The 25,198-nt window shown below is 66.3% G+C and carries 22 protein-coding genes, 1 tRNA gene and 1 pseudogene; 10 read left to right on the forward strand and 14 right to left on the reverse strand.

Annotated features, from left to right (window positions below):
* Positions 1-16 precede the first annotated feature (16 nt).
* The 4 genes from AAHF99_RS16070 to AAHF99_RS16085 form a co-directional block, all read right to left on the reverse strand.
* A complete protein-coding gene (locus AAHF99_RS16070) occupies positions 17-3,508 on the reverse strand; it encodes a CheR family methyltransferase (RefSeq protein ID WP_342165466.1) in 3,492 nt (1,163 codons plus the stop codon).
* A gap of 121 nt (positions 3,509-3,629) precedes the next feature.
* Positions 3,630-4,652, reverse strand: coding sequence for a chemotaxis protein CheB (locus AAHF99_RS16075; protein ID WP_342165467.1), 1,023 nt, complete (start codon positions 4,650-4,652; stop codon positions 3,630-3,632).
* A 102-nt stretch (positions 4,653-4,754) separates the two neighbouring features.
* Positions 4,755-5,492, reverse strand: a complete 738-nt coding sequence (locus tag AAHF99_RS16080; RefSeq protein ID WP_342165468.1) for an HWE histidine kinase domain-containing protein — start codon at positions 5,490-5,492, stop codon at positions 4,755-4,757.
* Positions 5,489-6,223, reverse strand: a complete 735-nt coding sequence (locus AAHF99_RS16085; RefSeq protein WP_342165469.1) for a Crp/Fnr family transcriptional regulator — start codon at positions 6,221-6,223, stop codon at positions 5,489-5,491. The genes AAHF99_RS16080 and AAHF99_RS16085 overlap by 4 nt, the downstream gene beginning before the upstream one ends.
* 346 nt (positions 6,224-6,569) lie before the next feature.
* Between AAHF99_RS16085 and AAHF99_RS16090 the strand changes: the two genes are divergently transcribed.
* The 4 genes from AAHF99_RS16090 (at position 6,570) to AAHF99_RS16105 (ending at position 10,571) form a co-directional block, all read left to right on the forward strand.
* Positions 6,570-6,800 carry a hypothetical protein gene (locus tag AAHF99_RS16090; protein ID WP_342165470.1) on the forward strand — a complete coding sequence of 77 codons (231 nt, stop codon included), beginning with the start codon at positions 6,570-6,572 and terminating at the stop codon, positions 6,798-6,800.
* A gap of 795 nt (positions 6,801-7,595) precedes the next feature.
* Complete coding sequence (locus AAHF99_RS16095; protein WP_342165471.1) at positions 7,596-9,080, forward strand: methyl-accepting chemotaxis protein; 1,485 nt, start codon at positions 7,596-7,598, stop codon at positions 9,078-9,080.
* Positions 9,077-10,171 (forward strand): HD-GYP domain-containing protein, encoded by a 1,095-nt coding sequence (locus AAHF99_RS16100; RefSeq protein ID WP_342165473.1) that lies wholly within the window; start codon positions 9,077-9,079, stop codon positions 10,169-10,171. The genes AAHF99_RS16095 and AAHF99_RS16100 overlap by 4 nt, the downstream gene beginning before the upstream one ends.
* A gap of 148 nt (positions 10,172-10,319) precedes the next feature.
* Complete coding sequence (locus AAHF99_RS16105; RefSeq protein WP_342165474.1) at positions 10,320-10,571, forward strand: hypothetical protein; 252 nt, start codon at positions 10,320-10,322, stop codon at positions 10,569-10,571.
* A gap of 690 nt (positions 10,572-11,261) precedes the next feature.
* On the opposite strand, the gene AAHF99_RS16110 is transcribed toward AAHF99_RS16105, so the two are convergent.
* From AAHF99_RS16110 to AAHF99_RS16120, 4 genes and pseudogenes are all read right to left on the reverse strand, one after another.
* On the reverse strand, positions 11,262-13,106 hold the full coding sequence (locus AAHF99_RS16110) for a tyrosine-type recombinase/integrase (RefSeq protein ID WP_342165475.1): 1,845 nt from the start codon (positions 13,104-13,106) through the stop codon (positions 11,262-11,264).
* A 12-nt stretch (positions 13,107-13,118) separates the two neighbouring features.
* A pseudogene (locus AAHF99_RS27210) lies at positions 13,119-13,316 on the reverse strand (DUF6538 domain-containing protein); the annotation flags it as partial.
* A 79-nt stretch (positions 13,317-13,395) separates the two neighbouring features.
* Positions 13,396-13,470, reverse strand: a tRNA-Gln gene (locus tag AAHF99_RS16115).
* Positions 13,471-13,519: 49 nt separating this feature from the next.
* Positions 13,520-14,233 (reverse strand): SDR family NAD(P)-dependent oxidoreductase, encoded by a 714-nt coding sequence (locus AAHF99_RS16120; protein WP_342165477.1) that lies wholly within the window; start codon positions 14,231-14,233, stop codon positions 13,520-13,522.
* Positions 14,234-14,308: 75 nt separating this feature from the next.
* Between AAHF99_RS16120 and AAHF99_RS16125 the strand changes: the two genes are divergently transcribed.
* Entirely contained in the window at positions 14,309-14,530 is a 222-nt protein-coding gene (locus tag AAHF99_RS16125; protein WP_342165478.1) for a hypothetical protein, read from the forward strand.
* Between the two features lie 10 nt (positions 14,531-14,540).
* On the opposite strand, the gene AAHF99_RS16130 is transcribed toward AAHF99_RS16125, so the two are convergent.
* The 3 genes from AAHF99_RS16130 to AAHF99_RS16140 all read right to left on the reverse strand — a co-directional run bounded on the left by AAHF99_RS16130 (position 14,541) and on the right by AAHF99_RS16140 (position 16,079).
* Entirely contained in the window at positions 14,541-14,930 is a 390-nt protein-coding gene (locus AAHF99_RS16130) for a phage holin family protein (RefSeq protein WP_342165479.1), read from the reverse strand.
* A 91-nt stretch (positions 14,931-15,021) separates the two neighbouring features.
* Entirely contained in the window at positions 15,022-15,825 is an 804-nt protein-coding gene (locus AAHF99_RS16135; protein ID WP_342165481.1) for an ABC transporter permease, read from the reverse strand.
* Between the two features lie 119 nt (positions 15,826-15,944).
* Positions 15,945-16,079, reverse strand: coding sequence for a hypothetical protein (locus AAHF99_RS16140; RefSeq protein ID WP_342165482.1), 135 nt, complete (start codon positions 16,077-16,079; stop codon positions 15,945-15,947).
* 396 nt (positions 16,080-16,475) lie between these two features.
* On the opposite strand from AAHF99_RS16140, the gene AAHF99_RS16145 reads away from it, so the two are divergent.
* On the forward strand, positions 16,476-17,936 hold the full coding sequence (locus tag AAHF99_RS16145; protein ID WP_342165561.1) for a methyl-accepting chemotaxis protein: 1,461 nt from the start codon (positions 16,476-16,478) through the stop codon (positions 17,934-17,936).
* Positions 17,937-17,942: 6 nt separating this feature from the next.
* Here AAHF99_RS16145 and thpR read toward each other — a convergent pair whose 3' ends face one another.
* Both thpR and AAHF99_RS16155 read right to left on the reverse strand, forming a co-directional pair.
* A complete protein-coding gene (thpR, locus tag AAHF99_RS16150; protein WP_342165483.1) occupies positions 17,943-18,482 on the reverse strand; it encodes an RNA 2',3'-cyclic phosphodiesterase in 540 nt (179 codons plus the stop codon).
* Positions 18,482-19,108: an arylesterase gene (locus tag AAHF99_RS16155; protein WP_342165484.1), complete on the reverse strand. Its 627-nt coding sequence runs from the start codon at positions 19,106-19,108 to the stop codon at positions 18,482-18,484. Before AAHF99_RS16155 ends, thpR begins: the two co-directional genes overlap by 1 nt.
* A 144-nt stretch (positions 19,109-19,252) precedes the next feature.
* Here AAHF99_RS16155 and AAHF99_RS16160 point away from each other — a divergent pair, with 144 nt between their 5' ends.
* From AAHF99_RS16160 to AAHF99_RS16175, 4 genes are all read left to right on the forward strand, one after another.
* Complete coding sequence (locus AAHF99_RS16160; RefSeq protein ID WP_342165485.1) at positions 19,253-19,954, forward strand: ABC transporter ATP-binding protein; 702 nt, start codon at positions 19,253-19,255, stop codon at positions 19,952-19,954.
* A 215-nt stretch (positions 19,955-20,169) separates the two neighbouring features.
* Positions 20,170-22,737: an ABC transporter permease gene (locus AAHF99_RS16165; RefSeq protein WP_342165486.1), complete on the forward strand. Its 2,568-nt coding sequence runs from the start codon at positions 20,170-20,172 to the stop codon at positions 22,735-22,737.
* Between the two features lie 247 nt (positions 22,738-22,984).
* Positions 22,985-23,761 (forward strand): Bax inhibitor-1/YccA family protein, encoded by a 777-nt coding sequence (locus AAHF99_RS16170; RefSeq protein WP_342165487.1) that lies wholly within the window; start codon positions 22,985-22,987, stop codon positions 23,759-23,761.
* Between the two features lie 93 nt (positions 23,762-23,854).
* Entirely contained in the window at positions 23,855-24,745 is an 891-nt protein-coding gene (locus tag AAHF99_RS16175; RefSeq protein WP_342165489.1) for a dihydrodipicolinate synthase family protein, read from the forward strand.
* On the opposite strand, the gene AAHF99_RS16180 is transcribed toward AAHF99_RS16175, so the two are convergent.
* A complete protein-coding gene (locus AAHF99_RS16180; RefSeq protein WP_342165490.1) occupies positions 24,708-25,082 on the reverse strand; it encodes a DUF2794 domain-containing protein in 375 nt (124 codons plus the stop codon). The two genes, AAHF99_RS16175 and AAHF99_RS16180, sit on opposite strands and share 38 nt — an antisense overlap.
* Between the last annotated feature and the right edge of the window lie 116 nt (positions 25,083-25,198).

Raw genomic sequence — 25,198 nt, forward strand, 5'->3', positions numbered from 1 at the left:
CCCTCCGAACAAGGCCCTACATCAAGGGCAGCTCGATCAGACAACGGACCTCAGCCTCGCCGAGTTCGTAGCGCGTCGTGGCGTCGAGCGCGTAGGGCAACGCGTTCTCGATCAACTCGCGTCCGTAGCCGTTCCTCAGGGCCGCGCCTGCCGCCGCGTGTTGTCGGTCGATGCCGGTCTCGACCCATTCGAGTGTGAGCCGCGGGCCCTGCCCGTCGCTGTCGTGCGTCCACCAGGTCACACTCAGCTGCCCATGTGCGTTGGACAGCGCTCCGTACTTACGGGCATTGGTGGCCAGCTCGTGCAGGGCCAGCGCGAACGTCTGCACCGCCGCTTTGCGGATGCGGACGTCGGGACCGACCAGCACGATGCGCTCCTGCAGATCTGCGGCAGCGAGCGCGTCGAGTTCGCTCCGGATCAGCGTTCCCAGCATGATCGGCTCATCGCCGGCGCGCGAGAGCAGGCCCTGCACGCGCGAGAGAGCCCCCAACCGTTCGTTGAACGTCGACCTGAACGCTTCCAGCGTGTCGCTTGCCGCCACGGTCTGCTGCGCGATCGAGTGAACCACGCCGAGCAGGTTCCGCGTGCGGTGCTGCAGCTCGGCGACTAAGACGCGTTGCTGCTCCTGCATCCGGCGCAGGTCGTCGATGTCGGTCGAGGTGCCGAGCCACTCGATTACCTCCCCGTGCTCGCCGCGCACCGGCATCGCGCGCGTTTGGAACCAGCGGTAGCTGCCGCCCGCCGAACCGCGCAGGCGTCCTTCCATCTGTAGCAGGCCGGTCCGCTTGGCCTCGCGCCAAGCCACGACGGCCGGCTCGCGGTCGTCGGGGTGAAGGGTATCGAGCCAGCCATGGTCGCGGCTCTGCGCCTCGGTCTGACCGGTGTAGGCGGACCATTGCGGGCTCGCCCAGGTCCATCGCCCATCCTCGGCCGCCCGCCAGACCAGTTGGGGGATGCCCTCGACCAGGGCGAGCAGCCGGCGCTCGCTTGCAAGCTGCCGCTCCTCGGCCCGCTTGCGCTCCGTGATGTCGACGAACGTAATCACGACGCCGGCGATGAAATTGTCCACGCTGCGGTAGGGCAGCACCCGGACCAGATACTGCGCGTTCGTCGTCGAGTTGGTGATCTCGCGCTCGACCACGCCCAAGGTGCGCAGCACGCGCCGCGCATCGCTCTGCAGCTCCTCGTAGGCGATCCGCGATTTGATGTGTCCGATCGGCCGGCCCGCATCGGTGTCAATCAGGTGGAAGATCTCGGTGACGGCGGGCGTGTAGTTGGTGATCCGTAGCTCGTTGTCCAGGAAGACCGTCGCGATCTGCGTGCTCTCCAGGAAGTTCTTTAGGTCGCTATTGGCCCGGCCGAGTTCCCGCACACGATGGCCGAGCTCGCCGTTGACCGTGGTCAGCTCCTCGTTGATGGATTGCTGCTCCTCCTTCGAAGTCTGCAGCTCCTCGTTGGTCGATTGCAGCTCCTCGTTGAGCGACTGGTACTCCTCATTCGAGGATTTCAGCTCCTCGTTGGTGCTCTCCAACTCCTCGATGGTGGCTTGCAGGCGCTCGCGCGTGATCCCAAGCTCTGCCTCGAGACGGCGGATATGCTCGAGCCCACCCGCGACGTCTGCAGCGCTGTCGCGGCCTGCGGCCGTCACCAGGCCGCCGTCCTTGAACAGGACAAAGTAACCCCGCGCGTTCGGATTGTCCTGCATCGGCTCGACGACGAGATCGACCGAGCGGCTCTCCCCGTTCTGGCCGACCTGCAGGCCGTCGACCTGCACCGTTTGGGCGGTCTCGCCAGCCTTGGTCAACGCCGCCCGCAGATCGAGCCGCAAGTCCGGATGCGCAAGCTGCAAAAGGTTCAGGGTGGCGACGCCGCCGGCCGGATCGATGTAGCGACCGGTCCGACCGGAGAAGTGCAGGACGTTGTAGGCGGCGTCGGTGATGACGTAGGCCGGCGCGTAGCGCTCCGCCAACCGCTCGGCACGCTGGTGCAGCGTTGCCGTGATCGGTCGCGTTCGCTCCTCGACGATGACGGCTGGTCCGATCCGACGGTCCGGCGCCGAGAACGGGAAATCCGGCAGCATACGGGTGCCTGTCTCCCGGCGCCGGAAGATGCGCGAGCGGCCATCGATCGCCGCGAACAGATCGGTGTGGCGCGAGACGTTCTCGGAATTACCGAGAAACAGGGTCCCGTCGGGCTTCAGCGAGAAGTGGAACAGCGGGATGACCCGACTCTGCAGATCGGCATCGAGATAGATCAACAGATTGCGGCACGAGATCAGGTCGAGCCGAGAGAACGGCGCATCTTTGATGATCGAGTGCTGCGAGAAGATGCACATCTCGCGCAATTCCTTCGCGAGGCAGTAGGTGGTGCCCTCCTTGACGAACCAGCGGGCCAAGCGCTCGGGTGAGATGGTGTCGCTGATCGTGTTCGCGAAGCGCGCGGCCCGCGCCGAGGCCAGTGCCCGGCCGTCGAGGTCGGTGGCGAAGATTTGGACCTGGGGCACGATGTCGAGGGTAGCCATGTGCTCGCGCAGTAGGATCGCGAGCGAGTACGCCTCCTCGCCGGTCGAGCAGCCGATCACCCACACCCGGATCTGATCGTCCCGCCCTTTATCGGCGAACAGCTTCGGGATCACCTCGCGTTCGAGGATCTCGAATTCCTTTGGGTCGCGGAAGAACTGCGTCACGCCGATCAGGAGGTCGTTGAACAGCTCCTGCGCCTCCCCCGGCTGGGTGCGGAGCAGCTCGACGTAGTCGTCGATCTGCGCCATCGAGAGGACCTGCATCCGGCGCTGGACCCTCCGCAGGAAGGTTCCGGATTTGTAGCCGTGGAAGTCGTGGCCGGTCCTGTTGCGCAGCACCCCTGCGATCGCCGTAAGTGTGGCCTTGGATGCGGCCGGGGAGGTGATGCCTTCGGCGATGAGCTGCTGGGCTGCCGATGTGACTCGCTCGATGAGCCCGTCGAGAGGTAGGACGGCGTCGGCCAACGCCGCCGGGGTGTTGCTGGAGGCGAGCTCACCAGCCACGGCCTCCTCGGTCACTTCGGCGAGCGTGAGGCCGCCGGCCTCTTTGATGGCCCGAAACCCGAGAGTGCCGTCCCCGTCCGTGCCCGCCAGTGCGACCGCGATGTTGCGTCCGTCCTCGTCTCGGGCGACCGAGACCAGGAAGCTGTCGATGATCCCTCGGCCCCCGAACTCATCCGCGGGACGGGTGCGGAAGCGTCCGTTCTCGACGCCCACGACCAGATCGGCGCCGATCAGGTAGGTGCGTCCGCCTTCGACGGCTTCGCCGTCCCGAACTTCCGCCAGCTCACGGCCAGCCGTCGCAAGGATCGGCTGAAACCCGTCGTCGTCGAGAGCGTCCCGATGCTGCAGCACGACGACGGTTGCGACGGCGTCCAGGTGCGGCAGCTGGGTGAGGAGGTACTGCAACGATCGGGTGTCCGCGGCCGACGCACTTACGGCCAAGAAGACTTTTGCCCGCGACTGGCTCACATCGGCTTCGGACATGCTGGTTCGCCGTAAGAAGGAGGTGCGAGAAGGACGCGCGTCGCCGCTCCGCACACCTCATCGAAAGGGTGTCGAGCCTCCGTACCACAGCGGGGTTCCGGCGCGACTGAAAGGCCGTACCCTACGTCTCCTGTTCCCCTCCGCCCCCGGACGGTTCGGACTTCTTTAGAGATAGCAAGACCGCACGACGGATCGTCTCCGCATACTCCCGGTACTCGATCGCACGCTCGTCGTACATCTCCGCCACTGCAGGACGCCCGGAGCTTCGGCCATCCTGCGCCATGCGGGTGACGAGCTCGGCCCGCTCCTCGATGATGCGCAGGGCGACGCGCAGGGCCTCGTCGACGGCGTTCTCCTGCTGCTTGGCGACTACACCCGCCGTGAAGGCGTGGCCCACTTGGCAGCGGAAGCGGAGCGGCTTGGCTTCGCGGATCGTGGAAAGGACGCCGCTGCAGTGCGGGCAGGTCAGCGGCGCGGGATCGGCGAGGCGCCGCAGCACGTCGCTGTCGACGCGCTCGCCCGCTGCGATATCGACCTCTAAGCGGATCTCGGGCGGTACAGGCAGACGCGGGCCTGCCGGCTCCTGGACGAGCTCGGACAGGATATCGCCGAGGCGCGCGCTCGGCACGACCAGATCGGCCGCGACCGCCGCCATCCCGCTGAGCGGCATCTCGTCGGCGATCGCGTCCGCCGGATCCTGCACGAGTACCACGCCGCCGCAGCGCTTGATCGCCTCCAACCCGGCGGCACCGTCGTTGAGCAGACCGCTGAGCAACACGCCGATGACCCGTGGGCCGTAGGCCGTTGCGGCCGAGCGAAACAGCGGGTCAATCGACGGGCGGGCCATGTTCTCGCGAGGACCGCGGCCGAGCATCATCTGTCCGTCGCGGATGATCAGGTGGTGATCGGGCACGCCGAGATAGATGTTGCCGGGCGCGATCGCCATGCCGTCTTGCGCGGCGCAGACTGGTAGGTGCGCGGCGGCGGCCGTGACGGTCGCGAGCAAGCCCAGGCTACGAGCCGGGATATGCACGACGACGAAGACCGCCGCCGCCAAGTCCTTTGGCAGCGCACCGAGGATTGCTTTGAGCGGTGCGGTCGCCCCAGACGATCCGCCGATGACGATGATGTCGCGCTTCGTCATGGTCGATCTTCTCAGGCCTACGGATGTCGCGTCGGCCACGGTGCAGCCGGGCACCTATGCCACGGTGCTGCGATTGCATGGGCTGAATTCGCTGGGGTAGCTCTAGCGGCGTTCATTGTCCGCACCGCGTGCCGGCTGCGCGTCGACTACGCGACCGATCCAGTGCGTGAGCGGAAGGCACACGTTGCATTGCAGCCCGTCCGGCTCGTAGGTGAGGGTGACCTGTGCCCCAAGATTGTGGGGCAGCATCTCCTTCAGCACCGTCGTCCCGAAGCCCTGACGGCGCTCGATGGGCGGCTCGCCCGCTCCGGTCTCCTTCCACACGAGGCGGAGCGTCGGCGCGGCCTCACCCGACACGATCTCCCAGGATACGCTGACGTGCCCAGCCACCTCGCCGAGGATGCCGTGCTCGACCGCGTTGGTTGCGAGTTCGTATATGGCCAGGGCGAACACCTCCGCCGCCTTCGGCCGCAGCCTCACATCGGGACCGTCGAGGGCCGCCCGCTCGCCCTCCAGTACGAGGTACACGCCCAAGGCGTCCGAGATCAGCCGGCGTAGCTCAGCCTCGCCGAAGGCATCGGTGAGGAGGCGGGCGCGGACGATGGCGTCGAGACGACCCCCGAGATGGGCGTGATAGTCCTCGACATCGGCCGCGCTGTCGGCGGTACGGCGCATGATGGTGTGCAACATCGCCACGGTATCGCGCAGGGCGTGGCGCAGGCTATCCGGCATACCCTGTTCGTTGAGCAGCCGACGCAGGCGTGCATTGTCAGTCCGGAGCGCCGCAATCTCGTCCCCCAGGATAGCGATCTGATCGGTCCGTTCACCGGGGTCCGTCATCGGGCGTCTTCCCTCCGAGCCGTGTCCAGAGCATGCAGGTAAGTCGGGTTGAAGCTGGCGAGTTCGGCCAGGCCATCCGCATCGTGGATGGTCAGCCGGCGCTGGCGCAGGCTGATCAACCCCAGGCGGCGCAGCTCCTGCAGCATGCGGTTGATGTGCACCGGCGTCTGCCCGAGTGCGTCAGCCAGATCGCCTTGGTTCAACGGCATCGGGCAGTCCCGACCTTCGGCGAGGGCGACCGCAGTCTGGCGGGCGTGCAGTTCACACAAGAGGTGGGCCAGACGCTCTAGCCCCGAGCGCCGCCCGAGGCAGACGGCGACCTCGCGCTGGATCGAGCCGGCGATCATCGTCTCGAAGAAGAACGCCAGCTCCAGTGCCGGGCTGCGGGCCACCAACTCCTGGAAGACGGGCCCGGGGATGCTCGCGATGACCACCGGCGTTAGGGCGGTGATGGTGTGATCGCGCCGACGGAACAGGAAGACGTGCGGGTCGCAGCAATCGCCGGGCAGAAGCAGGGAGGTGATCTGTCGGCGTCCGTCGGGGAGGTAGCGGCAGCGACCGGCCCAACCGTGGAGGATGACGTACACAGTCCGCGGGTCGTCCCCCTCGACGGCGATATCGATGCGGGCGTTCACCTGCCGGGTTTGCCGCAGAGCGTCCGAGAGCTTGCCGAGGTCGGCCCCTGAGAGGGAGGCATAGAGCTGCAGCTTGCGGTGGAGGGCGCTGGACATCCGGCCTGCATCACGATGATGGGTCCCATCAAGCTAACGATTGCCGAAGCAGCGGCCTTAACAAACATTAGATTTACCGCGTAGTAGCGCTAGCCAACAACGCTTCAGCTTCGCGCGTCGTTGAGGATTTGGCGGAATGATTTCGCTGCGACGCTTCAATTGATACAGTTTAGAGAAGCGGCTTATCGCCCGTGCAACTAACGGACGTCGCAGCTGGAATGATCTGGCAGCGGCAACGCCCGCGCTGACCTAGAAGCCCCCGATCGGTCGGCGCGGGCACCAGACGGTGCGATAGCCTGCCTCCCCCGCAGGTCTGCTCGCTCGTCCTCGCCAGTGGGAGGACGCGATGGCCTACACGATCAAAATTCAACAGATCGGCAGAGGCGGGACCGCCAGCGGTGACGCTGTCCTGTACGAGGCCAAGACGGAGAGAGAAGCCATCGCCCTGGCTACCTACGAAGTGGACATAGGGCGTTCCGGCCCGCAGCGGGTCGCGACCGTGTCGACGGCCACGGGTCAGCTCGTCCTAGCCTATGTCGGACGCACGCGGGCGTTGGTCGGCGATGAGGGACGATGAGGCGACCGACTGGGGGCTAAACGATCAAGCCGCCACAACCCTTATCGGCACGATGCTGGTGATGCAGGTCGCGATCCTGGCATTCCTGTTATGCCTGTAAGGCAGCCTCGTGCCGCATGAAACGTGCCCTCCGCACACCAGAGCGGTGGCGGAGTGAAGTTGGTCCGGACGAAAGAGCTTACGGGGCCGGCCGGAAGAGCCGGAACTCGCGAACGATCAAGCGGCTCGGGCAGATCGCCTCGACAGCGATTATGTGGCCGCCTTCACACATTCCCAGCTACCCAAATCGAAGATGACTGGCATCCGCGCGCGACCTGAGACTGAGGGCTGGTAGGCCCTAGTCGCGAAATGCGCGGCGACTTCATCCCGAAACGCTGGTATCACCACAGCAATGTGCAGCATAATCCGTTGCCAATTAATCGAGAAAATTGATCTTTAGCATCGCCAGCCATTTCCTCGCCCCTCGTATCCTGAATGGCCGGCTCACTTCGTCGCAGTCGACAGAAAGCACGACCATTCTGACGCGGCCATTCGTCTAAGTCAGTGTATCTTTGATTGCATGCTAATTGATATATGCAAACTACGGTTTATTATTTCTATATTGCATTATATTTTGCAATTTATCTTTGATATATGTTAATCGATAGCGTTTCTTTATTTGATATATATTGTATTTTTGTCGTGTTGCCGACCTGGATGTTGTAAAAGTTCGGCAAGATTTACGCGCAACAATCCCCGGAAGACGTGGCCCGACGCACCCTATTGCGACGTACTCGATGGGCCGAGGGAGGCGATATGTTCGGCAAATCGACGACGCATGTGGACAGTACCCACACTCTGGCGGCCCTTGATCGTTCGCAAGCGATGATCGAATTCGCCCCGGACGGCACGATCTTGACCGCCAACGCCAACTTTCTCGTTGCGATGGGCTATGCCCTGGAGGAGGTGCGCGGGCGGCATCACGCGATGTTCGTCGACGCCACCGAACGCGATGGACACGAGTATCGAACTTTCTGGACCGATCTGCGTACCGGCACCTATCGATCCGCGGAGTTCCGTCGGCTCGCCAAAGGGGGGCGGGAGGTCTGGATCCAGGCCAGCTACAACCCGGTGCTCGACCGGCATGGTCGGGTGGTCAAGATCGTCAAGTTCGCCACGGACATCACCGCACAGAAAGCCCTCGCGCTCGACCTCAGCGGCCAAGTCGCCGCCCTGCATCGCTCGCAGGCGGTGATCGCATTCACCCCGGACGGCACGATCCTCGACGCCAACGCCAATTTCCTTGACGCGATGGGTTACCGGCTCGACGAGATCCGCGGGCAGCACCACGGCCTGTTCGTGGACGCCATGGAGCGAACGGGTGAAGCCTACCGCGCTTTCTGGGACAAGCTCGGACGCAGTGAGTTCGCCACGGGCGAGTTCCGGCGTATCGCCCGGGGCGGTCGAGAGGTCTGGATCCAGGCCACCTACAACCCGATCACGACCTCCGACGGGCGCGTGGTGAAGGTGGTGAAGTTTGCCACGGACATCACGGCGCTAGTCCAGGAGCGGCATCGACGGGCCGACGCACAGCGGGCAATCGGTGTCGATCTCGATGTGATCGGCGCTGAGGTCGAGGATGTGACCCGGCGGACGGCCGATGCCACCGGTACGATTGGGCGGGTGTCTAACGATATCCAAGCGGTGGCGGCCGGAGCGGAGGAACTCTCGGCCTCGGTGATGGAGATCAGCCAACAAGTCAGCCGCGCTGCCAGGATGGCGGGCGAGGCGGTCGAGCAGGCCTCTCACACCAGCGGGATCGTGGCCGGTTTGAGCGGACAGGCGGCGCAGATCGGCGATGTTGTCGCGTTGATCCAGGGCATCGCGAGCCAGACCAACCTGCTCGCCCTGAACGCGACGATCGAGGCGGCGCGTGCCGGAGCGGCGGGCAAAGGGTTCGCGGTCGTGGCGGCCGAGGTCAAAGCGCTGGCCGAACAGACCGGTAAGGCGACGGACCAAATCCGTGGGCAGATCGGCGCGACCCAGGCGGCGACGCGGGAGGCGGTGGACGCGATCGGCACGATCCAGGGCACGATCAGAGCGCTCGACGAGGTCTCGGGGGCGATCGCGGCGGCGGTGGAGGAACAGTCGGCGGTGACGCGGGAGATGTCGGGCAGCATGCATACGGCCGCCCAAGGGGCGGTGGGGATCGCCGCGGAGGTCGAGGCGATCGCGCGGGCTGGCGAGCGGGTCGATGCCACCACTCGGCAAGTGCGCGAGGTGGCTCGCGCCGTCGCATGAGTGAGCTTCTACTGATCACCGATGATCCTCGCCGCGGCGAGCGGTTGGCGCGTCAGCTCAGCGCCTTCCGTGCCTGCCGTGTGCACGACCTGTACGAGGGAACACCGGCAGTCGATGCCCCCTCGCTGATCATCAGCGACGTGAGCACGTTGACCTCGAACGCGCTCGTGCGGTTGCGGCGGATCCTGGGGCGGGTTCGCGGCACAGGGGTGCCGTACCTGTTCCTCACCCATGGCAACAGCGCCCGTGCTGCAGCACAAGCTCAGGCGCTCGGCGCGACCGGCACGCTCAGCGCTGCCCTCGCCACCCGGGCGCTCCTCGCGGCCCTGGAAGGGCTGCACCGTGGCGAGGATCCTTCCGCCCCGGCGGTGGAACGTCATGCCGGCGCGGCACGACGGTTTCTGGCCGACGTGTTCGTACCGGGGGGGGCGGTGACACCGGCGGCGATCGAGACGGGAACTGGTCTCATCAGTTGCGCCGTTCGAGATGCAGGCGTGTGGGCTTGGATCCAGGCCGTGCGCCGGTTCGACGACGCCACGCACCAACACTGCCTCTTGGTGGCCGGCCTGGCCGCCGCCCTAGGCGGTAGCCTCGGGCTGGCAGCCGCCGATCGCCACCGCCTGACCAGGGGGGCATTGCTGCACGACGTCGGTAAGATCGAGATCCCACCCGCGATCCTGAACAAGCCCGGCAAACTCGACGCGGAGGAAGCGACGCTGATGCGCACGCATGCCGCATTGGGGCATGCGATGCTAGGGAAGAGCGGGTTCGACGACGAGATCCTGGCGGTGGTTCGCTCCCACCACGAGATGCTTGATGGTTCGGGCTACCCGGACGGACTGATCGGCCGCGAGATCCCAGACCTCGTGCGTCTGGTAACGGTCTGCGACGTGTACGGTGCCCTGATCGAGCGGCGACCCTACCGGGCGCCGGTGCCGGCGGAAGACGCCTACCGAATTCTGCAGGGCATGACCGGTCGCCTCGACACCCATCTCGTAAGCGCGTTCAGACCCGTGACTGATGCGTTGCTGTCGACCACTATTCCCGGCCGCAACGTGGGAACTCACCGAGCACTCGATAGCGTTGAGTAGATCAATGTAAATTCATCCGATCACCCTCTAAATCGCATCGTATGTTACAAATTCTAGTGCCTCGACTAAGCTAGTCCGCAGCTAGTAGGGCTTCTCTGAGCTCCCCAATATGGTAGCCTCATTGATCCATGTGAGTGCGAAGGGCGGCGTGATGTTGCCGTTCAAATCCATGATTGAGAACCAAATTCTCGATGCACGCTCCCGTAGTCTTCTGATGCGGGTGTCCGAGGCCCTGGGGCTACCCCTTGAGGCGTTCTACAGCGACGCTCCTGGCGAGGCTGGTGAGCTGTTGACGCTGATGCGGCTGTGGTCTGCTATCGAAGATAAGCAGGCACGGCAGCGCATTTTGACGATCGCCAAACAGGAGTTCGAGCGGTCGGCAAGCACCTACAAAACATAAATGCCCTCGTCGGGTTGTGTTTTAAGTTTTACATATTTGTATACACAACACCATTTAATATTATAATTAACTATTATTCAAAAAGATGCTCCGTTCTGCCAGTACCATCCGGCTGAATTGGCTTCACCCGAACGGTTAAGTTTAAGCCTGGCAGTTCCATTCACCAAGCCCTACCGGAACTCGACGGTAATTAGCGCAGCGCGTCATGTCCAGAAAACGAACGTTTTTCTGACAGTCTTCGCCCATGCGCGATGGGGCCACCAAAGCGGCAGCAAACCTGTCAGTAAACCGTGTCAGTTATTTAAATGTCGGCAAAACGTATCCCTCCGAGGCGGGGGAGAGAATGTTATGGTGACCGGTATACAGCATCGCGCGATCGAAAGCAGACCAGCCGCTTCCGGCCAGACCCAGTCATTCCACCGCTCGATCGCAGTCCAGAGAGCGGACCTTCGAACGGATGCGTGAGCACGCGGTCGTTCAATTCCAACTGGAGTGGCGCGAGCGCGCGGCCAGCTGAACCAAGGAGTTTGGATGGAGGACCTGCCGGGCTGCAGTCACCCTTGAACGTGATTGCCGGCGCCCCGTTTTGCAGCCCCTGCACAGAGCGCATAACCTGTGCGCGTCGACGTTCGTTTAACCGTTGGCGAAAATAGGTTTATTGGTCGAAGGCTCGAGTCCTGCCGGGCCCACCTATCCACTAGAGATGGAGCGTCTGCGGGCTCTTGCGAAGGGCGGCCGCTCTTTTGCGGAGACCCACGGGAGCAGCTGTATCGGCTTTTGCGCTAGATGGTTTGTGACCGCTGGAACCTTTTTCAGTTCTTCTAGCATCAATGCCAGAGCTGTCGGATCGCAATAACGTTCGTCAGTTTCGCCGGCCCCCGCGTGTCCAAGGATATCGGCTCTGATTTCCGTGTGAACGCGGGCTTGCTTAAGATTGTTGCCAAGCGAATGTCTGAAGGAGTGGATAACCTTTTTACGTTCGGCTTCGTTTGAGATTGCTTTTCGAAGTCCGCTGCTAAATTCATCGTAGAGGCGATCGCCGAGCGGCGAGCTTGAATTTGGCGATTTTAGATCCGGAAACACGAGGCCGTATCCAAGTCCGCGAACAGCTTTGACATATTCTAAAAATCCGAGGCGAAGCACCTCTGGATGCAAAGCCACAAATCGAATAGATTGAACGTTTTTAAGACGACGCGTTTCGTTGAACCGAAAAGCAAGGTATGCAATCCCGCTTGCCTCCTCTACGTCGCCAACGTGAAGTCCCGCAATTTCCTCTCGTCGCGCCCCTGTATAATAGAGCAAAATAATTGCGAAGTACAAAGCACGATGGAATATCTGATCGCCGGCGGTAAACGGATCGCGCCACGAACGACAGCCTGTGAAGCAGGGCAATCGAAAGATTGCCGCAACGTCGTCATTGCTAAGAGATGGTCGCCGGTTACGTGCCCTGTCCCGCTTGCGGGCGCGAAGAAGCGCGAGATCGATGCTAGCATCAATCGCGAGGCCCTGGGCTTTGAGAAATGTCACAAGCTGTCCTAGAAAAGTCAGGTGACGGTTGATGGTATCCCCGACGATGCCTCGTTTGTTGGCTGGAAGCTTGGCGCCAATCTCACGCAGTTCGGCAGTGCTGCGTTCGGCATCACGAGGGCTCTTACCATACGACGGCGAGACGGAACGCAAAAGATCAACCAATTCGGCAAAATGGCTCTGCCGAAGATCATTCACACGGATGAGGCCGTTCTCGGCGAGTAGCTTTGCGAACAGGGCAAAAATCTGCCGCGCCTGATGCTGTGTTTTTGCGTCCCAGGTTTCGTCACGAGCGCGCCCGGCGATCATCGCCTCCCCAAACGCGATGATTGGATGCATTCCCTTCTGATGAGCCTCCTGGTCCGTCGTATCCAGCGCGAGGTCTGAGCTTGCTGACACGATTGCAACGCCTGTCGGCATTTCAGGGATGGCATCAGCGTTTGATTGCGAACGAGCTGTACTCGCGGTTGCCGTCGAGTCGGTGGCCCCCGGCGGCACCTGCGCTTCCCTCAGCAGGATCGCGTCGCGCAGTGTGACCTCTTCGATCCGAAGACCGTCGTAGCGGCGCTCAGTCGCAAAGGCCGCCGTGGACATACCGCGAAAGGCAATCTCCTGAGCTAAAGACAAGTTAGTCCTGGTCGGTGCGACCGCTTGGTTTGCGAGCAGTCCTTCCAGTCGAGCGCGAGGGATCAGGTGGCCGTTCTGGCGCACCATCGCGGCCAGCGTCGCCCGTGCTTCCTCAATGTCGAGGTCATTCAGCCCGTCGCGACGCATCTCATCAGCCAACGGAGAATCAATGGTGGCTGCCGCGCCGCGCGCCCCAAGGATACGCAGGATCCATCCCATACGCCGATCGGCACGCCGGCTCGCCTCAGGATCGAAGGCCGGTTCTGCACGTTCTGCCGCAGCAATCCGGTCGAGTTTTTCGAGGTGGGCCAATAGGCTTTCGCGAAAGATGCCGTCGAGCTGGCGCCGGCTCATGATGAGATCGGGTTCGGGCTCGCTCATGGCACGATGAAAAAGCTGATCGGAATGAGCCGTGAGTTGGCTCGCGAGGAAACGGGCCCTTGCCGGGTCACGCGTGCCCAAGCTTACCACGAGCTGCCTGGAACGGCAGAATCGGATCAGCGTCAGCGGGATCCGGCGGCGCCAGGAGTAGCTCCCACCGCGTCTGTAAGCATGAGCGATAGCCGGCACGGGGCACCTCGTGTGAGACACGCATGTGCAACACCGATGTGTGCCGACGCCTCCCGCCTCGGCGGGAAAGCGTTTTATAACAGCGACTTACGCGAAATTTTGGCTGGGGCGCCAGGATTCGAACCTGGGAATGGCGGTACCAAAAACCGCTGCCTTACCACTTGGCGACGCCCCAAGGACCGGCGATCCTCTAGACGGCCATTCCCGCTCTGGCAAGCCTTCTCTCAAGGCGGGACCAGCTGGCCGTCCCAAGCAAAGACTCTCCCGCTCTCGGCCGGCGTCAGACCGTCGAGGACGGCGAGAAGACGAGCCGCTGCGGCCTCCGGCGTCACCGTGTCGGGGCTGTCGGCATCGGGGCGGAACGGATGTGACAGCGCCGTGCGCACCGTGCCCGGATGCAGGCCTGCCACGATCGCCTCCGGGTGAGTGCGGGCCAATTCGATCGCGAGCGTGCGCAGGATCTGATTGAGCGCCGCCTTTGAGGCGCGGTAGCCGTACCAGCCACCCAGCCGGTTGTCGCCAATGGAGCCGACCCGCGCCGAGAGTGCCGCGAAGACGCTGCGGCCCGTGCGCGGCATCAGCGGCACAATGTGCTTGGCTACCAGGGCCGGACCGGTCGTGTTCACCGCGAAAAGTCGGGCCAGCGCTGCCGGGTCGAGGGCTTTCAGCGCCTTTTCCGGCGCGACGCCGGGGCCGTGCAGGAGGCCGGTCGCGACAAGGGTAAGACCCACTGGGCCGTTCTCGGCCACACGGCCCGCCGCCGCCTGGATGCTCTCCTCGTCGGTCACATCGATTAGGCCCGCAACCGCCCCGGCTCCGAGGTCCGCTCCCGATCGTGACAGGGCGAAAACCGGCGCATGGGCGCCGTTCGCAACGACCCGCTCGACCAGCGCACGGCCGATGCCGCCGGAGGCCCCTACGATGACAGCGCTCGTCATGCCGTCCTCTCCGGACGGCACATTAACCTTTCGTCAACCATCGTGGACCCAGGCTCCCTGTGGAGGTTCGAGAGCATGGTCAAACATCGGAACTTCGACGCGCTGAGCGAGGCGCAATTGGCCGTCGGGCGCATCGCGCCGCGGCGCGTTGCGGGGCTCGCCTGCTTCCGGCCCATGGAGGCTCGCCCCGTCGCGGAACTACTTGATGCGATCCAGCACGTCGCTGAGGCGGCGACTGGAGAGCGGAGCTTTCTCCACTTTGCGAAATCCCACGCCAAGGACGACCCGTCGCACTGATCCGGGCCGTTCATGCGGCTGGGCGGGGGCGCGCCGGAGATGAGGGGCGGTCCGTTTGACGCCACGTGCGCCAGGGTTCGAGGTTCGACAACGCCATCCGTCGTGCCCCGAGGCGCACAAGCACGAGGGCGACGCCGATGAAGGGCGACGCCACGATCAGAGCGGAGATCAACGGCGCGCCGCTCAAGGCGGCGATGATCTTCACCAGCGCGTCGAGCCCCAGGAAGAAGATCGCGATCGCGAGGATTGGGATCGTCCCGACGATCCCCGCCAGCCGGAGCCAGGTCCGCAGGGTCGCGTCGGTCTCGATGCGCGCAAGCCGAAGCAACTGACCGACATGGTCCGCGCTGTCGCGCAGGGCCGCGGCCAGGAGGTGCTGCAACGGGACGGTCTGACGCATCGGGGCCCTCGGCCGGCCCGACAGGATGCCGCCGGGCACGGCGCCAACGGCATCCGCGCCCAGTGGTTCCGCACGCGCCGAGGGGCGCGCCTCAACTCCGCTTGCTGACGACGTGCTTCAGGAGCAGCAGGCCCATCACCATGCAAGTGAGGGCGAACATGACCACGTAGAGATGATCGACCTGCAGGCCCGCTGAGGGATAATAGGCGGACCTCATCCATTCGGCGAGCTGAAGCGCTGGATTGTATTTCATCCAGTAATAGATCTTCTCGGGCAAGAAGCTCGGCATGAACATCACCCCACTGGCGACGTACATGAGGATATTGAAGAGCGCGTAGCCGACGAGCCACCCGGGGAAGAATCCCACGATTGCGACATTGACCACGCCGACACCGATGCCCAGCAGGATAGATGCGAGGTAGGCAAAGACTGCAATGGAACTGTTTACCGGGCGGGGGTCGGTGCCCAAGGCGGTCAATACGGCGACGATGACGAGAAGGCCGAGGAAGCCGGTGACGATCTCTACGAGCACGCGTGCCAGGATCAGATCGAACAGCTTCACCTGCGGGTAATAGGTGAGAGGCTTGTTGACCATCGTCGCCTTCATTACCTCGCGGGAGATGTACTGAAAGATCAGGACCGGCACCGCGCCCGTGGCGAAGAAGAGCGGCGCACTACTACCGACGGGCGCCGGCAGATGCTGGAACGTGTAGATCGCGATCAGCATGAAGACGTGGACGCAGGGCCACATCACCACGATGCCGTAGCCCCACAGGGTGCCCCCGAAGCGGGTGCGCATGTCGCGCAGCATCAGCGCGTGGAGGACGTGCAAGTAGGATTCGAGCGGACTGAGCCGGTCTCCCTCGCGCACGCTCGTCGTCAGGCCTATCGCCATCGCCCTCACGATCCCATCTTTCGGCCGCTGACGCAGCGCGGCCGGCGCGGGAGGATATGCTGGGGGAAAGCGACGAAACTACGTCGCCGCCGCGCTCCGGGCCCGAGGGGGGAGGGGGCTCAGAGCATCCCGCCGAAGCCGGTGCGCTCGACCTGGAGGCGCTGCTCGGCGTAGCGGTGGGCGACCGAGCGGGTGAGGGCGCGGCCGAGGCGGCTCGCGAGGCCGCGGGCGACAGTCTTGGCGATCTGGGTCATGGAAACCTCCGGCGGCGGAGCTAGTCGGCGTGATGGTGCGATGCAGCATCATGGCGGAACCGGGCCTCGGACAGGAGCGCAAATTCAATCTATCCGCCCCGCGCTGGCCGCATTGACCGGGGCTTGAACATGGGTGCGGCGCAGCGGCACCGGCCGATGGCGCCGTCTATCACTTGGAATGACTGGGTCGTATTAGCCATGCGGGTGGATCAATCTGGATAATATTGGGACGCAAATTTTGTAATCGCCCTAGCCAATTGTCGAAATTAATTCTTTTCTGAACGGTTTCGAGGCATGAATAACGGGAAATCGCCCTGGGACTCGACGAGTCGGAATCGTGATTTTTAAGAGTTTGCCGCCACTCTAGTCCCCACAAGAGTGAGGGTCGGTCCGGTGATATTCAGACGCGCAAAGCCCAACGATTCACAATCGGTGATGGAGGCCCTCGATCGCTCGATGGCCGTCATCGAATTCGGGATGGACGGCACGATCCTGACGGCGAATGCCAACTTCCTGCGCGTGGTCGGCTACGACCTCACCGAGCTCAAGGGCCGCCATCATCGCGTCTTCATGGAAGAGAGCGTGGCCGGCTCGCCCGATTACGAGGCGTTCTGGAGGACGCTCCGCGCGGGCGAGTTCGTCTCCGGCGAGTTCATGCGCCTCGACAAGACGAAGCGCCGGGTCTGGCTCGAGGCGAGCTACAACCCCGTCCTCGATCAGGACGGCAAACCGTTCAAGGTCATCAAGGTCGCGGCCGACATCACGGCCAAGAAGAACGAGGTCAGCCGCCTGCTGACGATGATCGACGACATGCCGGTGGCGGTGATGACCGCCGACATCAACGACGAGTTCAAGATCAACTACCTCAACCGGACGTCCACCAAGACGCTGAGCACCATCGAGCAGCATCTGCCGGTGAAGGTCGCCGACATGGTCGGCCGCTCCTTCGACATCTTCCACAAGAACCCGCACCACCAGCGCAACATGCTGGCCGATGCGAGCCGCCTGCCGCACCGGACGCGGATCCGGGTCGGGCCGGAAACCCTCGATCTGCAGGTCTCGGCGATCAAGGACCCCGAGGGCAACTACCTCGGCCCGATGCTGACCTGGGCGGTCGTGACGGCGCAGGTCGCCATGGCGGCCGAGGTGACGCGGGTGGTCGAGGCCCTGGGCCGCGCCATCGACGAGATGCGCCAGTCGGCCGAGGGGCTGAACCATTCCGCCGACGAGGCGAGCGGGCTCGCCGCCACGGTGGCCGCCGGCTCGGAGGAGATGGCCAGCACCGTCAAGGAGATCTCCGGCCAGGTCGGGCGGGTCTCGGAGCGGGCGAACCAGATCGCCGATCAGGCGGGCGCCACCGACATGACGGTGCGGGCGCTGGCGGAGAAGACCGGCAAGGTCGATTCCGTGGTGGCGATGATCAAGTCGATCGCCGACCAGACCAACCTGCTGGCCCTCAACGCGACCATCGAGGCGGCGCGGGCGGGGGAGGCCGGGCGCGGCTTCGCCGTGGTGGCCGCCGAGGTGAAGGAGCTCGCGGGCCAGACGGCGCGGGCCACCGACGACATCACCCAGCAGATCCACGCCATCCAGTCGGCCACCGGCGAGGCGGTCTCGGCCATCGGCACGATCACCGGCGCGGTGGAGGAACTGTCGCGGCTCACCCTCGCCATCGCGGGCGCGGTGGAGCAGCAGGCGGCCTCGACCCAGGAGATGACCGTGAACATCTCCGGCGTCTCGACGGCGGCCGGGGCGACGGGCTCGCTGGCCGAGAAGGTCCGGGAGATCTCCGAACGCCTCGCCGAGCATTCGAGCAGCCTCGGCGGCAGCATGCAGACCTTCCTGAAGGCGAGCTGACGCCCCTCAGGCGAAGGGGAACGCGGCCTCCGCGAGATACGGCCCGCCGCCGGTCGATTCGCGGGCCGAATAGACCGTCACCCGGTCGGCGGTGAAGGTCAGGGGCGTGAAGACCGGGGCTTGCGACAGGTACATCGCCACGGCCTCGGGGCTCGCCTCCCGCCGCAGCCGGGCGAGGGTGACGTGCGGGGTGAACTTGCGCGTCTCCGGCGCGAGGCCCGCCCGGCGGGCGAAGCGCTCCTGCTCCGCCTGCAGGTCGGCGAGGTCGGCACTCGGGTGGATCGAGGCGTAGAGCGCGCGGGGCTTCCCCCCGCCGAAGGTCCCGAGCCCGTCGAGGGTCACGGTGAGCGGACCGCGCAGCCGTGCCTCGGCGAGAGAGTCTAGAAAGTCCTCCGCGACCGGGCGCTCGACATCGCCGAGGAAGCGCAACGTCACGTGGAAGTCGGCGGGCTCGACCCAGCGAGCGCCCTGGAGCCCGCCCCGGTAGACGGCCAGCGCGTCGGCGATCTCGGGCGGGACGGCCAGCGCGGTGAACAGGCGCGGCATCAGCGGGTCGCCTGGGCCGGCAGGCTGTCGAGGAAGCGCTCGACGGTCGGCAGCATCCGCGCGGCGATGGTCTCGACGCCCTTCACGTTCGGGTGCAGCCCGTCGTCGAGGTGCAGACCGGCCTCGCCGATGATCCCATCGAGGAAGAACGGGTAGAGCATCACGCCGTATTGCCGGGCGAGATCGGGGAAGATCGCGTCGAATTTCGTCCGGTAATCGGGGCCGAGATTGGGCGCCGCCTGCATCCCGGCCAGCAGCACGGGGATGTGGCGGGCCTTCAGGGTGTCGAGCATCGCCGTCAGGTTGCGCTTGGCGACGGCAGGGTCGGTGCCGCGCAGCATGTCGTTGGCGCCGAGTTCGAGGATCACCCCGTCCGTGCCGTCCGGCACCGACCAGTCGAGCCGGTCGAGCCCGCCCGTCGTGGTGTCGCCGGAGACGCCCGCGTTGGCGATCTGCACGTTCCGGCCCTGGGCCTTCAGCATCCGTTCCAGCACGGCGGGGAAGGCGGCGTCGGCCGGCAGCCGGTAGCCGGCGGTGAGGCTGTCGCCGAAGGCCACCAGCTTGATCGGGCGGGGGGCGGCTTGGGCGGCCGAGGGGGCCGGGGCGGCGGCGAAGATCAGGCTCATCAGTGCGGCAATCGCGGCGAAGACGGGGAATCGGCGTCGCCTGTCATGGCGGAGCCGCAATGCATCACCCATATCGCGCCGCAACCCAATCCGGCGCGGAGCCGTGCGTGTCATGCTCGTCATCGCCCACAGATCGGACACACCATGAGCGACGGCAAGGCACCCGCCCCTCCGGCGATCAGCCTCGACGGCATCGATCTCAGTCTCGGGCGGGGGCCTGCCCGCGTCCATGTGCTGCGGGGCATCTCCCTGTCGGTGGGGCGGGGCGAGGCGGTGGGTCTCGTCGGGCCGTCGGGCTCGGGCAAGTCGACGCTGCTCATGGTGATGGCCGGGCTGGAACGGCCGGATTCCGGCCGGGTGCTGGTGGAGGACACCGATCTCGTGCGCCTGGATGAGGACGCGCTCGCCCGCTTCCGGGGGCGGCGGATCGGCATCGTGTTCCAGTCCTTCCACCTCGTGCCGACCATGACGGCGCTGGAGAACGTGGCTCTCCCGCTGGAACTCGCCGACCGGCCCGGCGCCCACGAGCGCGCCCGCGCCGAACTGGAGGCGGTCGGCCTCGGGCACCGGCTGCACCATTACCCGGCGCAGCTCTCCGGCGGCGAGCAGCAGCGGGTGGCCATCGCCCGCGCGGTGGCGCCCGATCCGGCGATCCTCGTCGCCGACGAGCCCACCGGCAACCTCGACGAGACGACCGGCCGGCAGATCGTGGACCTGCTGTTCCGCCTCAAGCGCGACCGGGGGGCGACCCTGGTCCTCGTGACCCACGACACCGGCCTCGCCCGCCTCTGCGACCGCACGGTGCGCCTGCGCTCCGGGGTGGTCGAGGAGGCGGTGGCGGCGTGAGCGGGCGGACAGTACTTCCCTCCCCCCTTTGCGGGGGAGGGTACCCTGCGGAGCAGGGGGGGAGAGGGGAGCGACGGTGCCGAATGGGCCGCCGTCCTCACCGCGCGCTCCGCATTTTCCGGAAGCCGGGTTCCCCTCTCCCGACCCCCTCCGGGGGCCACCCTCCCCCGCAGAGGGGGGAGGGGACTGTGCGCGTGTAGGAATCGGTGAACACCATGCACGGTTCGCTTCCCCCCACGGCCAGCGCCCCCCGCCGCAGCCCCCTCATCCTGCGCCTCGCCCTGCGCGAATTGCGCGGCGGGCTGTCCGGCTTCGGCGTGTTCCTCGCCTGCATCGCGCTGGGCGTCGCGGCCATCGCGGGGATCGCCTCGGTGTCGCGCTCCCTGTCGGACGGGCTCGGCCGCGAGGGCCGGCGGATCATCGGCGGCGATCTCAGCTACAGCCTCATCAACCGCGAGGCGACGGAGGCGGAGCGCGCTACCCTCGCCCGCGAGGGCCAACTCGACATCGTGGCGGCGCTGCGCGCCATGGCGGTGGCGCCCGGCGGCGACGCGACGCTGGTGGAACTCAAGGCCGTGGACCCCGCGACCTACCCGGCCGCCGGAGAGCTCGTCACCGAACCTTCGGGCAAGCTGGCGAACCTCCTCGCGGACAGGGACGGCACGCCCGGCGCCCTGGCCGACCCCGCGCTCCTCACCCGCCTCGATCTCAAGCTCGGGGACCGGATCACCCTAGCCGGGCACCCGCTGGTGCTCCGGGGAACGATCCTCTCCGAGCCCGACAAGATCGCGGGCGGCATCGGCTTCGGCCCCCGGCTGATCGTCTCGCAGGCGGCTTTGCGCGGCTCCGGCCTCGTCCAGCCCGGCAGCCTCAGCCGGTGGAGCTACCGGGTGCAATTGCCGCCGGGTACCGCCCTCGATCCCGTGGAGGCGCGGGTAAGGCAGGCGGCGCCGGAGGCCGGCTGGCAGGTCCGCAGCCGCGCCAACGCCGACCCGCGCTTCGCCCAGAGCATCGAGCGCTTCACGCAGTTCCTGACGCTCGTCGGCCTCACCGCGCTGATCGTCGGCGGGGTCGGGGTGGCGAACGCCGTCCACGCCTTCGTGGAGCGCAAGAGCGGTTCCATCGCCACGCTGAAGAGCATCGGCGCGCCGGGCTCCACCGTGGTCGGCCTGTACCTGACGCAGGTCATGCTCATCGCCGGCCTCGGCACGCTGATCGGCCTCGCCGCCGGGGCGAGCCTGCCCTTCCTCGTGGACGCGCTGTTCGCCGACAGCCTGCCCCTGCCGCTGAACCCGTCGCTCGCTCCCGGCGAGTTGGCGCTCGCCGCCGCCTACGGCCTCCTGACCGCCTTCGCCTTCGCGATCACGCCGCTCGGCCGCGCCCACGACGTGCCGGTCTCGGGCCTGTTCCGCGACACGGTGGATCGCGCCCGCGTCGCCCCCCGGCGGCGCTACCGGATCTGGCTCGGGGCGACGCTGGCGCTCCTCGTCGGCCTGTCGGTGGCGAGCGCCTTCGACCGGCGGGTGGCGCTGATCTTCATCGTTGCCGCCGGCATCGCCTTCGGGCTGCTGCACCTCGTCGCCCTCGGGGTGATGGCCGGCGCCAAGCGCCTGCCGCATCCGAAGCGGGCCGCGCCCCGGATGGCGTTGGCGAACCTCCACCGGCCGGGCGCCCTGACGCCGACCATCGTGCTGTCGCTGGGGCTCGGCGTGACGCTCCTCGTGGCGCTGAGCCTCATCGACGCCAATGTCAGCCGCACGATCAGCGCGACGCTGCCCGCCAAGGCGCCGAACCTGTTCTTCCTCGACATCCCCTCCCGCGACTCGGCCCGGTTCCGGGACTACCTCCACGCGGAGGCCCCCGCCGCGAAGATCGAGGACGTGCCGATGATGCGTGGGCGCATCGTCGCCCTGAATGGCGTGCCGGTGCGCCAGATCCGGCCGCCGGAGGACGCCGCCTGGGTGCTCGACGGGGATCGCGGCCTCACCTACGCCGATGCGGTGCCGGAGGGCACGAAGGTGGAGGAGGGGCGCTGGTGGGACGCGGGGGAGGGCGCCGGCCACCTCGTCTCCTTCGAGGGCGACCTCGCCCGGCTGCTCGGCCTCAAGGTCGGCGATTCCGTCACCGTCAACGTGCTCGGCCGCGACGTCACCGCCACGATCTTCAACCTGCGCAAGGTCGAGTGGCGCAACCTCGGCATCAACTTCGTGATGGTCTTCTCGCCCGGCACCTTCAAGGGCGCGCCGCATTCGGACCTCGCCACCCTGAGCCTGCCCGGCGGCACCGATGCGGGACTCGAGAACCGCATCCTGCGCGGCGTCGCCAAAGAGTTCCCCTCCGTCACGTCGGTGCGGGTGAAGGACGCGCTCGACGCGGTGGGCGACCTCGTGGGGCGCCTCGTCCTGGCGATCCGGGGGGCGAGCGGCGTGGCGATCCTCGCGAGCCTCCTCGTCCTCGGCGGGGCGGTGGCGGCGGGCCACCGGGCGCGGCTCTACGACGCCGTGGTGCTGAAGGTGCTCGGCGCCAGCCGGACGCGGCTGCTCTCGGCCTACGCCCTGGAATACGCGGCGCTCGGCCTCGCCACGGCGGTGTTCGGGCTGATCGCGGGGAGCCTCGCCGGCTGGGTCATCGTCGCCAAGGTGATGCACCTCGACTTCCGGCTCGACCTCTCGGGGGCGCTGCTCGCGGCCGGGGCGGCGGTGCTGCTGGCGGTGCTGCTCGGGCTCGCGGGCACCGCGCGAATCCTCGGCCAGAAGCCGGCACCGTACCTGCGCGAGTTATAAGGATCGCAGGAATCGCTCTACCAGTCGTCTTGCGGTCGATCCGATCGGTCGCGTGTTTTAATCCCTGACGACATGGACAAATTTACATGCGTGCGGTGCCGAAAACCGCCCGCGGAACCTCGGCCGGGCCTTGTGCGCGGGGGCATCCCGCAACATATTCTGGGACGAGGCGCCATCCGGCGCCAGAGGTCCTGCGTGGGCCTCGCCCGAAACACCACGCTGAGAGAGCCTCCGCAAGGACACTCCCATGGCATTCGATAACAGCCCCTTCCGGTACGGCCAGCAGCAGCAGCCGGCCACCGGCTATGCCGGGACCCAGGTCGAAGTCGACCAGGGCCTGCGCTCCTTCATGCTCGGCGTCTACAACAACATGATCGTGGGGCTCGGGATTTCCGGCCTCGTGGCGCTGGGTCTCAACATGGCGTCTGTCGCGGCCTACCAGGGCACGCGGCCGGTGCTCACGCCCTTCGGCGCGATGCTCTACACCAGCCCCCTCAAGTGGCTGCTGATGCTGGCGCCACTGGCCTTCATCTTCGTCTTCTCGTTCCGCATGGACCGCATGTCGGCCTCCTCGGCGCGGACGATGTTCTTCGCCTTCGCGGCGGTGATGGGCGCTTCGATGTCCACCCTCCTCCTCGTCTTCACGGGGGCGAGCGTGGTGCAGGTGTTCTTCATCACGGCGGCGGCCTTCGGCGGCCTGAGCCTCTACGGCTACACGACCAGCCGTAGCCTGTCGGGTATGGGTTCGTTCCTGATGATGGGCCTCATCGGCATCGTCATCGCCTCGCTGGTGAACATCTTCCTCGCCTCGTCGGCGATGCAGTTCGCGATCTCGGTGCTCGGCGTGCTGATCTTCGCGGGTCTGACCGCCTACGACACCCAGAAGCTCAAGGAGATGTATCTCTACGGCGGCTTCGACGGTGAGATGGCGGCCAAGATGTCGGTGAACGGCGCCCTGACGCTCTACCTCGACTTCATCAACATGTTCCAGTTCCTGCTCTCGCTGGTCGGCGACCGCCGCTAAGCGACCGGACTGAACGCAGAAGCCCCGGCGGGAGACCGCCGGGGCTTTTTTCGTTTAAGCTCGGCGCCTGGGATTCTCCGACCGAGCGAGATCATGGGCGCGTATACCGGCCTCTCCGCCTTCCCGATCACCCCCTGCGATGCCGACGGGCGGCTCGACGCGGCGCACCTGCGCCGGCTCCTCGCCCCGCTGGTCGAGGCGGGGGTCGATTCGATCGGATTGCTCGGCAGCACCGGCACCTACGCCTACCTCACCCGCGAGGAGCGCCGCCGCGCCGTGGCCGTGGCCGCCGAGGCGGTGGATGGGCGCGTGCCGCTGCTGGTCGGAATCGGGGCGCTGCGCACCGACGAGGCGGTCCGCCTCGCCCGGGATGCGAAGGCGGCGGGCGCCACGGCGGGGCTGCTCGCGCCCGTCTCCTACACGCCGCTCACCGAGGAAGAGGTCTTCGCCCACTTCGCCGCCGTGGCGGAGGAGGGCGGGTTGCCGCTCGTCATCTACGACAACCCGGCCACCACCCATTTCCGTTTCACGCCGGCGCTGATCGGCCGCCTCGCCCGCCTGCCGGGGGTGGAGGCCGCCAAGTGCCCCGGCCCCGCGCCGGAGGAGGCCGCGCAGACCGTTGCGCACTTGCGCGAGGCCGTGCCGGAGGGCTTCCCCCTCGGCTTCAGCGGCGATTGGAACGCGACGGAGGCGCTGATCGCGGGCGGGGACGCATGGTACAGCGTCGCCGCCGGCCTGTTCCCTGAACTTTGCCTCGCCATCGTCCGCGCCGTTCAGGCCGGGGACGCGGCCCGCGCCCGTGCCCTCGATGCGGCGATGGCGCCCCTCTGGGACCTGTTCAAGGCGCACTCGTCCCTGCGGATCGTGCACGCGCTCGCCGGCGCTGTGCCGCCGCGCCCGATCCTGCCCCTGCCGGAGGAGGTGAGGGCGCGTGCGCTGGCGGCGGTCACACGGCTCGAGGGCCGGGCTCCAGCACCGCGATGACGCGGGCGAGGTCGGTGCCCCGCTTGAGCACCCGCCCGTCGGCGGCGATCACCGCGTAGGCGCCCTGGCGGCGGGCGAGCTTCGGATCCTTCTCGATCCGGTAGAGGGGCATCTCGGAGGCGCGGCGGTAGATCGAGAACACTGCCTTGTCCCGCCGGAAGTCGAGGGCGTAATCGCGCCACTCGCCCTGGGCGACCTGACGGCCGTACAGGTTGAAGATCACCCGCAATTCGTCGCGCTGGAAGGCAATCTGCGGGGGCTCCGCACGGGACGGGAAGGGGATGACATGCCCCGCCGACTCGTCGGGCCGCGACCCGCCACCTGTCCATTCGCTCATCGTCGCTCCTGGCGCGCTGTCCTAAGCCGGGGATGATGGTCCCCGCCGCCGCCCGCCGCAAGGGGCGGGAGCGCAGGCCCGGCGCGTGCCGCGCGAGACACATCCAAGCGACAAAT

The sequence above is a fragment of the Methylobacterium litchii genome, from assembly GCF_038442315.1.
Taxonomy (GTDB): Bacteria; Pseudomonadota; Alphaproteobacteria; order Rhizobiales; family Beijerinckiaceae; genus Methylobacterium; species Methylobacterium litchii.